This window comes from Pseudomonas vancouverensis (genome assembly GCF_004348895.1).
Lineage (GTDB): Bacteria > Pseudomonadota > Gammaproteobacteria > Pseudomonadales > Pseudomonadaceae > Aquipseudomonas > Aquipseudomonas vancouverensis.
The window spans coordinates 30,809-43,107 of record NZ_RRZK01000012.1 but is presented as its reverse complement, the minus strand read 5'-3'; the positions used below and the strand labels follow the sequence as shown (position 1 = coordinate 43,107).

Below are 12,299 nucleotides of genomic sequence, written 5' to 3'. Positions count from 1 at the left end.
CAATATCCGGGCTTAACGCCCACCACCCAAATCGACAAAGGTCCCGGTCGCATAAGAAGCCTTGTCCGACAGCAGCCAGACAATCGCCTCAGCCACCTCATCCGGTCGCCCGCCCCGGGCCATCGGGATGGCCGACTCCAGCTTGCTGACCCGATCCGGATCACCGCTCAGTGCATGGAAATCGGTGTAGATATAGCCCGGGCGCACCGCATTGACCCGAATCCCCTCGCCCGCCACTTCCTTGGACAGGCCGATGGTGAAGGTGTCGAGCGCACCCTTGGAAGCGGCGTAGTCGACGTATTCGTTGGGCGAACCCAAGCGTGCCGCCACCGAGGACACGTTGACGATGCTGCCGCCCTGCCCGCCATGTTTGGGCGACATGCGCAGGATCGCGTGCTTGGCGCAGAGAATCGGCGCCAGCACGTTGGTTTTCATGATCTTGAGAATGCGGAACTCAGACATTTCATCGACCCGGGACTTGTGCCCGACGGTGCCCGCGTTGTTGACCAGCGCTGTGACCCGCCCAAGCTCGGTATCAACGCGATGGAACAGTGCGATCACTTCGTCTTCGATGCTGACATCGGCGCGCACGGCGATGGCTTGTGCGCCGAGGGCTCGCACCTGTTCCAGCACGCCGAGTGCGGCTTGCTCATCGGCCTGATAGTTGATGCAGATACGGAATCCCTGTTCGGCCGCCAGCAGTGCCGTGGCGGCGCCGATGCCCCGGCTGCCGCCGGTGATGACGATGACTTTATCCATGCGAGCTTTCCCCCAATCCAAGCCTTTGCGGTCGGGGGCAAGAATAACCGTCATTGACGGGTTTTGCATCGCCTCAGATCAAGTGTCACGAGACCGCCATGCCGGTTGCGGAGCTGTTACGCAACTCTTTGACAAGCCGCTCGCCGCGATGGATTTCCACCATGAAACCGTCGGCCGGCAGCGGATGCCCTAGCAGGTAACCCTGCAGCGAATCGCAGCCGAGCTGGGTCAGGAAGTCCTGCTGCACACCGGTTTCCACACCCTCGGCGACAATCCGCAAACCCAGTGCCTGGCCCAGTGCAACAATGGCCGAAACGATGGCAGCGTCATCGCTGTCACGCTCCAGGTCTCGGACAAATCCACGATCGATCTTCAATTCATTGGCCGGCAAGCGTTTGAGGTACATCAGGCTCGAATAACCGGTGCCGAAGTCGTCGATGGACAGATCGACGCCCATTTCCGACAGCTCCTGCAGCACCGTCATGCTTGCATCGGCATCGCTCATCGCGGTGGTTTCGGTGATTTCCAGGGTCAGGCTGTTGGCCGGCAAATGATGGGTGGACAGCGCCTTGGCAACGCTTTGCACCAAACCTGCGTGACAGAACTGGATGGCCGACAGATTGACCGCGATGCGCCAGTCGGTATAGCCCAGCACGTACCATTCGCGCATCTGACGGCAGGCTTCGTTGAGCACCCATTCACCGATGGGAATGATCAGCCCGGTCTTTTCCGCCAGCTCGATGAACTTGTCCGGCAACAGCATGCCCTGGGTCGGATGCTGCCAACGCAACAGAGCCTCGGCACCCACCGGTTGACCATTTGCGGCGTCGAACTTGGGCTGGTAATGCAGGCTGAACTCGTTGTGCTCCAGCGCATTGCGCAGGTCTTGCAGCAGTTGCAACTGCTTGCGCGCGTTGCTGTTCATCGACGCATCGAAGAAGCTGTAGCCGTTTTTTCCCGCGCCTTTGGCGTGATACATCGCCGCGTCGGCGTTCATCAGCAATTCGTGGGCGGTCTGGCCATTGCCCGGATACAGCGCGATGCCGACGCTGGCGGAAATGCTCAGCTCGTGCTCGGCAACCCGGAAAGATCGCGAAATCAGCCCGACCTGACGGGATGCGAGGTTCAAGGCGTCGATCTGTTCGTTGAGTTGTACCAGCAGGACGAACTCATCGCCGCCAATCCGCGCCAAGGTGTCCTGGCTGCGCAAGTCTTCACGCAGACGCAGCGCGACTTCGCGCAATAACAGATCGCCCATATGGTGACCAAAGGCATCGTTGACCGGCTTGAAACCGTCGAGGTCGATGAACATCAAGGCGAAACAGCCGCCCTCTTCCGCCACCCGCGACATCGCCTGATCGATGCGATCGGCGAGCAGCATGCGGTTGGGCAACCCGGTCAGGGTGTCGTGCAGGGCCAGTTGGGTCAGCTCGCGGTTGGCCTCGGTCAGGGACTGGGCGAGGTTTGCCGTGCGGGCTTCAAGACGGGCATCGAGGATGGAGGTCAGCAGCGCGATGCTCAGCACGGCCAAAGTGGTGATCAGCACCAGGTTGTCCAGGCCCTTGCCACTCAGGCCATCGGCCGCCGCGCCGCAAAAGCTGCCATCGGCAAATCGCGCCGCCGCCATGCCGGTGTAATGCATGCCAACGATGGCAATGCCCATGATCACCGCGGCACCGCCACGGATCAGGCGGACATAAGGCGTGTGCTGGCGCAGATGAAAGGCGATCCACAGTGCCGCACCCGAGGCGCCGACCGCTATCAGTAACGAGGTGCCAAACAATGTCGGGTCGTAATCGATGCCCGGTTGCATGCGCATCGCGGCCATGCCGGTGTAATGCATGGCGCTGATACCGGCGCCCATGACCAGTGCACCGAAACCCAGTTGCCAAATCGGCAGTTGAGGCTGGCTGACCAGCCACAAGGCAAAACCGCAGGAAAGTACACCGATCAGCAACGACAGCAAGGTGATGCTGACGTCGTAGCCCAGATCGATCGGCAGTTTGAACGCGAGCATGCCGATAAAGTGCATCGACCACACCCCGACCCCCATGGCCACGGCACCACCGACGGTCCACAGATGCACGGCTCGGCCTTTGGCCGTCGCGATGCGACCGGTGAGGTCGAGTGCCGTGTAGGACGCGAGTATCGCTACACAGAGGGAAATGATAACCAGCGTGGGGGAATAGCTACCGGTAAGCATGCAAACGTCTCGTCATCACCCCCGTACCGCTTCCATTCTCGGGGGTGCAAATGCGGCGATTGTACTGATTCCAAATGAGAACGCCACTCACAAATGAGCAGAAGGCCACTAGTCCGATGAAACGCTTGTTTTAAGGTTTTACTTTAACCGGGGTTACTCCCTGAAGCCCCGGTCCAAAGCCTTTACGTTGTTGTCAGTGCTCTATTACAAATGTGTTACTGATTATCACTCACCTGCAATTGACCGTCCCAGCCGCCGCCCAACGCCGCAATTAATTGCACACTTGCAATCAGGCGGCTTTGCAGCAGATCGAGGTTGCTGCGCTCGTTGTTCAGCGCTGCCGCCTGGGTCACCACCACGTCGATATAGGCGATCAACCCGGCCTTGTACTGGTTCTGGGTCAGGCGCAACGACTCACGGGCCGCATCCAGTGCCTGCTGGCGCACCACTGCTTCGTCCTGCAGGACCTTGAGTTGCACCAGGTAGTTTTCCACCTCGCGGAAACCGTCGAGTACGGTCTGGCGATACTTGGCGACGGTCTCGTCATAAGCCGCTTCACTGCGGTCTACTTCGGCGGAGCGCTGGCCACCGTCGAACAGGGTCGTGGCCAGTTGCGGGCCCACCGACCAGAAACGGTTGGGCAGGCTGATCCAGTTGGAAAAGGTACTGCTGCTGTAGCCACCGTTCATGTTCAGCGTCAGGTCCGGGTAGTACGCCGCCTTGGCCACACCGATATTGGCATTGGCGGCCATCACCGAGCGCTCGGCGGATGCGATGTCCGGGCGTCGTTCGAGCAATTGCGAAGGCAACGCCGAGGGGACTTGCGGCAATTGTGGAATGTCTCTGGTTTCCGCCAGGTTGAATTCTGCGGGTGGCAGGCCGATCAGCACCGCAATGGCGTTCTCGAACTGCGCACGCTGCCAGATCAGGTCGACCATGTCCGCTTCAGTGCTTTTAAGCTGGGTCTGGGCCTGGGCCACGGCGTCCTTGCCGGAGACACCGGCGCGGTACTGGTTTTCAGTCATTTTCAGCGAGCGCTGATAGGCCTCGACCGTGTCCTGGAGCAAACGTTTCTGTTGATCGATGACACGCAGTTGCAGGTAGTTCTGCACCAGCTCCGACTGCTGGCTCAGGCGCATCGCCGCCAGATCGGCAAAGCTCGCTTGAGCGTTGGCGGTGTCAGCCTCCAGGCCCCGGCGCAGCTTGCCCCAGATGTCCGCTTCCCAACTGACGCCAACCTGGGCGGAATAGGTGTCGCGAATGCCGCTGGACGAACTGCTCAGGCTGGAACTGCTGCTACCGGTGCCCTGGCTGGAGCGGTTTTTCGATACGTTCAGGTCGACAGTCGGGAAAAACGCCCCGCGCGCACTGCGCACCAGCGCCTGCGCCTGGCGGAACTGGGCTTCAGACTGCGCAACCGTCTGGTTGGAACTGTTGAGTTTGACGATCAGCTCATTGAGCTGCGCGTCGCCATACAACTCCCACCAGGCACCACGGGCCAGCGCATCGCTCGGGTTGGCCTGGCGCCAGCCTTCGGCAGCCTTGTATTGCGCCGGCTCCGCGGTTTGCGGGCGTTGGTAGTCCGGGCCGATGGCACAAGCGCTGAGCATCATCACGCACAGCGACAGGCTCAACAACCGCGAGCCTCGGGCCGAAATCACCGGTAAAGCCAGATTGAAAAGCGAACGGTCAGTCATAGCGGAGTTTCCAGAGCAGCATCGGTACGCACCCCACGCCATTTGTTGAAGCGATGGCGCAGCTTGTCGAGATAGAGGTAAACCACAGGGGTCGTGTAAAGGGTCAGCACCTGGCTGAAGATCAACCCGCCAATGATGGTCAGGCCTAGCGGCTGGCGCATTTCCGCACCTTCGGCGCGGCTGAGCAGCAACGGCAGTGCACCGAGGATCGCCGCCAGGGTGGTCATCAGAATCGGACGCAATCGTTGCAGGCAGGCACTGCGGATCGACTCCAGCGGCGCCATGCCTTGATGGCGCTCCAGTTGCAGCGCGAGGTCGATCATCAGGATGGCGTTTTTCTTCACCACGCCAATCAGCAGAAACAGGCCCAGCAGCGAAATCAGGCTGAATTCACCGCCCAATGCATAGATCGACAGCAACGCGCCGACCCCGGCCGAGGGCAGCGTGGACAGAATCGTCAACGGGTGGATGTAGCTTTCGTACAGCACACCCAGCACCAGATACACCGCCACCAAGGCGCCGAGAATCATGAACGGCTGGCTTTTCTGGGTCGCGGCGAAGGCATCGGCGGTCCCCGCCACTTTGACGATCACGTCTTCCGGCAGGCCTACCTTGGCAATCGCCCGCTCGATGGCAGCCGTGCCCTGCTCCACGGTCACACCTTCGGCCATGTCGAAGGAAATGCTTTCCGAGGCGAACTGGCCTTCGTGACTGACCCGGTCGTCTTCCAGGCTGTTTTCGTAATGGGCGATGGTCGATAGCGGAATACGCGCACCGTCGGCGGTGATCACCTGCACTTGCTTAAGGGTGATCGGGTCCTGGGCGTATTTCGGATTGACCTCCATGACCACCTGATACTGATTGAGGCTGTCGTAGATGGTCGAAATCTGCCGCTGGCTGTAGGCGTTGTTCAGCACCGCCGTGACCATGTCCATGTCGACACCCAGGCGTTTGGCCTGATCGCGGTCGACAATCAGCGTCACTTGCTGCGCACCCCGGCCTTCGCGGGCATCGATGGCCGTCAACTCCGGCAACGCCCTGAGGGCCGTCACGACTTTCGGATACCACTCACGCAACGCCCCCAGATCGCCGCTTTGCAGAATGTACGAGTATTGCGAGGTGGTCTGCTCGCGTCCGCCGCCGAATTGCAGGTCCTGGTCGGCCATCAGCATCAGTTGCGCGCCGGGCACCTTGGGCATTTCCTTGCGCAGGCGTTCGATGACTTTTTGCGCGGACAGATTGCGCTCCTTGATCGGTTTCAGGCGCACCAGCATGAAGGCGTTGTTGGTGCCGTTGTTGCCACCAATGAACCCGGCCACACTCTCCACCGCCTCGTCCTTCAGGACGGCGCGGCGGAAGGTTTCCATTTTCGGCTGCATCACACTGAAGGACAGACCGTCGTCGCCGCGCACGAAACCGATCAGCTGGCCAGTATCCTGCTGAGGCATAAATGTTTTAGGAACAACAACATACAATGCAACGTTAACGCCAATTGTCACGAAAAGGCTGAGCAAGGTCAGGCGTTTGTGACGCAGCACCCAGTCGAGGCTGGTGGCGTATTTGCCGACCATCCAGTCGTTGGTCCGCCGGCTCCAGCGTTGCAGCCGGTTCTCCCGCCCCGGGGTATGCGGCTTCAGCCAGCGGGCGCAGAGCATCGGCGTCAAGGTCAGGGACACCACCAGCGAGACCACGATGGCCGCCGCCAGGGTGATGGAAAACTCGCGGAACAGGCTTTCGATGATGCCGCCCATGAACAGGATCGACAGGAATACCGCCACCAGCGAGACGTTCATCGACAGCAAGGTGAAACCGACCTCCTTGGCCCCCAGGTACGCCGCCTTCATCGGTGGCACACCCTCGTCGATATGCCGGGAGATGTTTTCCAGCACGACGATGGCATCGTCGACCACCAGCCCGGTGGCGAGGATCAACGCCATCAGCGACAGGTTGTTCAGCGAGAAGCCGTAGAGGTACATCACTGCAAAAGTGCCGACCAGCGACACCGGCACCGCCAGCGTCGGAATCAGCGAGGCGCGGAAATTGCCGAGAAACAGGAACACCACCAGAATCACCAGCGCCACGGCGATCAACAGAGTCATTTCAGCTTCGTGCAAGGTCGCCTTGATCACTGGCGAACGGTCCATGGCCAGATTCAGCTTGACGCTGGCCGGCAGCACCGCCTGCAACGCCGGCAGCTGTGCCTTGATCTCGTTGACCGTCTCGATGATGTTGGCACCGGCCTGACGGTTGATCACCAGCAGCACCGCCGCGTCATCGTTGAAGAAGCCGCTGTTGTAGCGGTCCTCGACACCGTCGCTGACCTTGGCCACGTCCTTCAGACGCAGGGCCGCGCCGTTGTTGTAGTGGATGATCAGCGATTCGTAGTCCTTGGCCTTTTCCAGTTGGTCGTTGGCCTGGACCTGCCACAAACGCTGATCGTCCTCGACCGAGCCCTTGGGCCGACGCACGTTGGCGTTGGCAATGGTATTGCGCACATCGTCCAGGGCCACGCCGTACTGGTTCAATGACTGCGGTTCAAGTTCGATGCGTACTGCGGGCAAGGAACTGCCGCCAATCTGCACCTCACCGACGCCCTGCACCTGCGACAGGCTCTGGGACAGGATGGTCGAGGCCAGGTCATAGAGCTGGCCCTTTTCCAGCACGTCGGAGGTCAGCGACAGCACCATGATCGGCGCCTGGGACGGGTTGACCTTCTTGTAGGTGGGCATGCTGCGCATGCCGCTGGGCAGCAGGTTGCGCGAGGCGTTGATGGCGGCCTGCACTTCCCGCGCCGCGCCGTTGATGTCGCGGTCCAGGTCGAATTGCAGGATCACCCGGGTCGAGCCCTGGCTGGAGCGGCTGCTCATGGTGTTGACCCCGGCGATGGCACCGAAGGAGCGTTCCAGCGGCGTTGCCACGGTCGAGGCCATGACCTCGGGGCTCGCGCCGGGCAGGCTGGCCTGCACCACGATCACCGGGAAGTCCATTTGCGGCAACGGCGAAACCGGCAGCAAGCCGAAGCTCACCCCGCCCAGCAGCATGATGGCCAGGCTCAGCAGCATGGTGGCGACCGGGCGCTTGATGAAAGGTCCGGAGAGGTTCATGGTTGCTCAACCGCTTCCACTGGCTCTGATTTATGCCCCCAGCGCCGACCGAGTCGATCGAAATACAGGTAGATCACAGGCGTGGTGAACAGGGTCAGCACCTGGCTCAACAGCAAGCCGCCGACCATCACCAGACCCAGCGGCTGGCGCAGTTCGGCGCCGGAACCAGTCGCCAGCATCAACGGAATGGCACCGAACAACGCCGCCAAGGTGGTCATCAGAATCGGCCGGAAACGCAGCAGCGCAGCCTGATAGATCGCACTTTCCGGGTCCATGCCCTGATTGCGTTCGGCGTCCAGGGCAAAGTCGATCATCATGATCGCGTTCTTCTTGACGATACCGATCAGCAGGATGATGCCGATGATCGCGATCATGCCCAGGTCATTGCCGGTCAGGATCAGCGCCAGCAAGGCACCGACCGCTGCCGATGGCAAGGTCGAGAGAATGGTGATGGGGTGAATGTAGCTTTCGTACAGTACGCCCAGCACGATGTACATGGTCACCACGGCCGCCAGAATCAGTAGCAAGGTGCTCGACAGAGACGCCTGGAAGGCCTCGGCCGCGCCCTGGAACTGGGTCTGCACGCCAATCGGCATGCCGATGTCCTTCTGCACCTGCTCGATGATCTCCACCGCCTTACCCAACGCCACGCCGGGCGCCAGGTTGAAGGACATCATCACCGCCGGGAACTGGCCGATGTGGGTGATCGCCAATTGGGTCTGGCGCTCCTCGACATGGGCCAGGCTCGACAGGCGCACCTGCCCGCCATCGGTGGTCTTGACGTGAATCTGATCCAGCGCCTGCGGCCCGATCTTCTCGCCGGATTGCGATTGCAGCACCACCCGGTACTGACTGGCCTGGGTGTAGATGGTGGAAATCTGCCGCTGACCGAAGGCGTCGTAAAGCGCATCGGTGATGTTCGACACCGACACCCCGACCCGCGACGCCGCATCGCGGTCGATTACCAGATAGACCTGCAAGCCCTTGTCCTGCAAGTCACTGGCAACGTCGGTCAACTCCGGCCGTTCGCCCAGCGCCTCGACCAGACGCCCGCTCCACAGGCTCAACAGCTCCGAGTCCGGCGACGACATGCTGAACTGATACTGAGTGCGGCTGACCCGGTCTTCGATGGTCAGGTCCTGCACCGGCTGCATGAACAGGCGGATGCCGACCAGTTTGTCCAGCTCAGGCTGCAAACGGGCAATCACCTGCGCAGCGCTCAGGTCGCGGTCATGGTGCGCCCTGAGGTTGATCAGCAATCGACCGCTGTTGAGCGTGGCATTGTCGCCATCGACACCGATATAGGAAGACAGGCTCTCGACCGCAGGGTCCGCCAGGATCACTTTGGCCAGTTCCTGCTGACGTTCGCTCATGGCTGCAAAGGAGATCGACTGCGGCGCTTCGGAAATACCCTGGATCACCCCGGTGTCCTGCACCGGGAAAAAGCCCTTGGGCACGGCCATGTAGAGGAACACCGTCAATGCCAATGTGCCGATGGCCACCAGCAGGGTCAGCGGCTGGTGCTTGAGCACCCACTGCAACTTGCGCCCGTAGGCGGCGATCATCCAGTCGATGAAGGCGCCGCTGGCGCGGTAGAAACGGCCCTGCTCGTCTTCCTTGGGCTCGCGCTTGAGCAAGCGCGCGCACATCATCGGCGTCAGGGTCAGGGACACGACCAGGGAAATCAGGATGGCCACCGCCAGGGTGATGGCGAACTCGCGGAACAGCCGCCCTACCACGTCGGCCATGAACAGCAGCGGGATCAGCACGGCGATCAACGACAGGGTCAGGGAAATCAGGGTGAAACCGATCTGCTTGGCACCCTTGAGCGCCGCATTCAGCGGCGTGTCGCCTTCTTCGATGAAACGGGCGATATTTTCCAGCATAACGATGGCGTCATCGACCACGAAACCGGTGGCGATGGTCAGGGCCATCAGCGTCAGGTTGTTGACCGAAAACCCGGCCAGGTACATCACGCCGAACGTACCGATCAGCGACAGCGGCACCGCCACCGAAGGAATGATGGTCGCACTGGCGCGGCGCAAAAACAGAAAGGTGACCATGACCACCAGGGCAATGGCGAGCAGCAACTCATACTGCACATCCTTGACCGAGGCGCGAATGGTCTGGGTGCGGTCGGTCAGCACCACCACGTCCAGGCCCGCCGGCAGGTTGTCGGTGATGCTCGGCAGCAACGCCTTGATCCGGTCGACAACTTCGATCACGTTGGCACCCGGTTGACGCTGGATATTCAACAGTACGGCCTGGTTTTCATTAGCCCAGGCGGCCAGTCGCTCGTTCTCGGCGCCATCGACGATTTCAGCGACGTCCTTGAGGCGTAGTGGTGCACCGTTGGCGTAGGCCAGGATCAGGTTGGCGTAGTCCTTGGGCGACGTCAGCTGGTCGTTGGCATCGAGCATCGACACCCGGGTCGGGCCGTCGAAGTTGCCTTTGGGCTGGTTGACGTTGGACGCGCCGATCAGGGTACGCACATCCGACAGGTTCAGGCCGTTGGCCGCCAGGGCCTCGGGGTTGACCTTGATCCGCACCGCCTGACGCTGGCCGCCGGCAATGCTGACCATGCCGACGCCGCTGATCTGGGCGATTTTCTGCGCCATGCGCGTGTCGACCAGGTCATTGAGCTTGGGCAGCAGCATGGTCTTGGAGGTGATGGCCAACGTCAGCACCGGCGTGTCGGCAGGGTTGACCTTGTTGTACACCGGCGGCGCCGGCAGGTCCTTCGGCAGCAGGTTGGTGGCGGCGTTGATGGCTGCCTGCACCTGTTGCTCGGCCACGTCCATGTTGATGTCGAGGCTGAAACGCAGGGTCAGTACCGAGGCACCGCCGGAACTGGTGGACGCCATTTGCGTGAGGCCCGGCATCTGCCCGAACTGGCGTTCGAGCGGCGCGGTGACAGCACTCGTCATGACGTCAGGGCTGGCACCGGGATACAGGGTCATCACCCGAATGGTCGGGTAATCGACCTGGGGCAACGCCGACACCGGCAACAACCGGTAGGCAATCACGCCGGCCAGAACGATGGCCAGCATGCTCAGCGTGGTGGCTACCGGGCGGAGGATGAACAGCCGCGAGAGATTCATGCGCCGCCCTTTTTCGCCTTGTCGGTGGCCGCGGAGTCAACCGCGTTCGCCGCCGACTTGCCTTGCAAGTGCTCGGTCGGCGTGGTCGGTACGTCCTGGCTGTCGTTGACCACTTCCACGTCGCTGCCGTCCTTGAGACGGTCGGTGCCTTCGAGTACCACGCGATCACCGGCGGCAAGGCCTTCGGTGACGACGGTGTTGAGGCCGTCGCTCACGCCGATTTTCAACTGACGGATCTTGACCTTCTTGTCGCCATCCAGGGCATAGACGAAGGTGCCATTGGTGCCGAACTGGATCGCCGCGGACGGCGCCAGCACCACGCCTTTCAAGGTGTCGGCAAGCAGACGCACGTTGACGAACTGGTTGGGGAACAGCGACTGGTCACGGTTTTCGTAGCGTGCCTTGAATTTCAAGGTGCCGGTGGTGACATCGATCTGGTTGTCCAGGCTCTGCAACACGCCGGTGGCCTGCAGCTTGGTATCACCACGATCCCAGGCTTCGGTCGGCAGTTTGGCGCCACTGTGGTAGCGGGCCAGCACCGTGTCGAGGGAGTTTTCCGGCAGGGTGAAGACCACGCTGATCGGTTGGGTCTGGGTAATGATCGCCACGGCCGTGGTGTCATTGGCGGCCAGCAGGTTGCCGACATCCAGCTGACGCAGGCCGACGCGTCCGGCAATCGGTGCACGGATCTTGGTGAATTCGAGATTGAGCTTGGCGTCGTTGACCGCCGCCTGATTGGTCTTGACGGTGCCCTGGAACTGCCCGACCAGGGCTTCTGCGGTGTCCAGGGTCTGCTTGGCAATACTGTCTTCGCGGTACAGGCCGCGATAACGCTCGACATCGACCTGGGCGTTTTTCAGTTGCGCCTGGTTCTGCAGCAGAGTGCCCTCGGCCTGGAGCAAGGCGTTCTGGTAAGGACGCGGGTCGATTTCGGCGAGCAGGTCACCGGCCTTGACCATCTGCCCTTCTTCGAAATTGATCTTTATCAGTTCGCCACCCACGCGGCTGCGCACATTGATGGTGTTGAGCGCCGTGACCGTGCCCAGCGCTTTGTAGTACAGCGGGAAGTCACCTTTCACGGCGGGCGCTACACGCACCGGGATCGGGCCGGATGCACCGCCGAACCCTGGTCGCATCGCCCCGGATCGACCGGTATGCCCTGCCGCAGCTGCCTTGGGCGCCGCTCCTTCCTTATGGGCAGTACCGGCCGGCCAGAATTTCCAGCACAGACCGGCGATGACCAACAGAACAAGCAGGCCGAACAGCCAGCGACGGGGACTACGGGACGAAGATTGCATTGAGTGATCAACCATGGGGGCGCGTGGGCTTCTTTATTTCGTGAGGCTGAACGATAAGCACTGGCGGCGGTGAAGCAAAGCGCCTTTACCGGCAATTTACTTTCAGCTTACGTAATAGGAGATGTTTCCAAGACACT

General features: G+C 61.3%; 6 protein-coding genes. All 6 read right to left on the bottom strand.

The features are described from left to right. Positions 1 to 12 precede the first annotated feature (12 nt). Complete coding sequence (locus EIY72_RS12185) at positions 13 to 759, bottom strand: SDR family oxidoreductase (RefSeq protein WP_093221649.1); 747 nt, start codon at positions 757 to 759, stop codon at positions 13 to 15. Positions 760 to 844: 85 nt separating this feature from the next. Beyond that, entirely contained in the window at positions 845 to 2,962 is a 2,118-nt protein-coding gene (locus tag EIY72_RS12180) for a putative bifunctional diguanylate cyclase/phosphodiesterase (protein ID WP_093221654.1), read from the bottom strand. Positions 2,963 to 3,177: 215 nt separating this feature from the next. Further along, a complete protein-coding gene (locus tag EIY72_RS12175; protein ID WP_093221658.1) occupies positions 3,178 to 4,659 on the bottom strand; it encodes an efflux transporter outer membrane subunit in 1,482 nt (493 codons plus the stop codon). After that, positions 4,656 to 7,763, bottom strand: coding sequence for an efflux RND transporter permease subunit (locus EIY72_RS12170; protein ID WP_093221663.1), 3,108 nt, complete (start codon positions 7,761 to 7,763; stop codon positions 4,656 to 4,658). Before EIY72_RS12170 ends, EIY72_RS12175 begins: the two co-directional genes overlap by 4 nt. Further along, positions 7,760 to 10,864 carry an MdtB/MuxB family multidrug efflux RND transporter permease subunit gene (locus EIY72_RS12165; RefSeq protein WP_093221668.1) on the bottom strand — a complete coding sequence of 1,035 codons (3,105 nt, stop codon included), beginning with the start codon at positions 10,862 to 10,864 and terminating at the stop codon, positions 7,760 to 7,762. Before EIY72_RS12165 ends, EIY72_RS12170 begins: the two co-directional genes overlap by 4 nt. Next, positions 10,861 to 12,177: an MdtA/MuxA family multidrug efflux RND transporter periplasmic adaptor subunit gene (locus EIY72_RS12160; protein WP_093221673.1), complete on the bottom strand. Its 1,317-nt coding sequence runs from the start codon at positions 12,175 to 12,177 to the stop codon at positions 10,861 to 10,863. The genes EIY72_RS12165 and EIY72_RS12160 overlap by 4 nt, the downstream gene beginning before the upstream one ends. Positions 12,178 to 12,299 lie beyond the last annotated feature (122 nt).

Bases quoted from the DNA above. Each gene is read 5' to 3' on its own strand.
- EIY72_RS12185 (WP_093221649.1), bottom strand. From the start codon at position 759: ATGGATAAAGTCATCGTCATCACCGGCGGCAGCCGGGGCATCGGCGCC.
- EIY72_RS12180 (WP_093221654.1), bottom strand. From the start codon at position 2,962: ATGCTTACCGGTAGCTATTCCCCCACGCTGGTTATCATTTCCCTCTGT.
- EIY72_RS12175 (WP_093221658.1), bottom strand. From the start codon at position 4,659: ATGACTGACCGTTCGCTTTTCAATCTGGCTTTACCGGTGATTTCGGCC.
- EIY72_RS12170 (WP_093221663.1), bottom strand. From the start codon at position 7,763: ATGAACCTCTCCGGACCTTTCATCAAGCGCCCGGTCGCCACCATGCTG.
- EIY72_RS12165 (WP_093221668.1), bottom strand. From the start codon at position 10,864: ATGAATCTCTCGCGGCTGTTCATCCTCCGCCCGGTAGCCACCACGCTG.
- EIY72_RS12160 (WP_093221673.1), bottom strand. From the start codon at position 12,177: ATGGTTGATCACTCAATGCAATCTTCGTCCCGTAGTCCCCGTCGCTGG.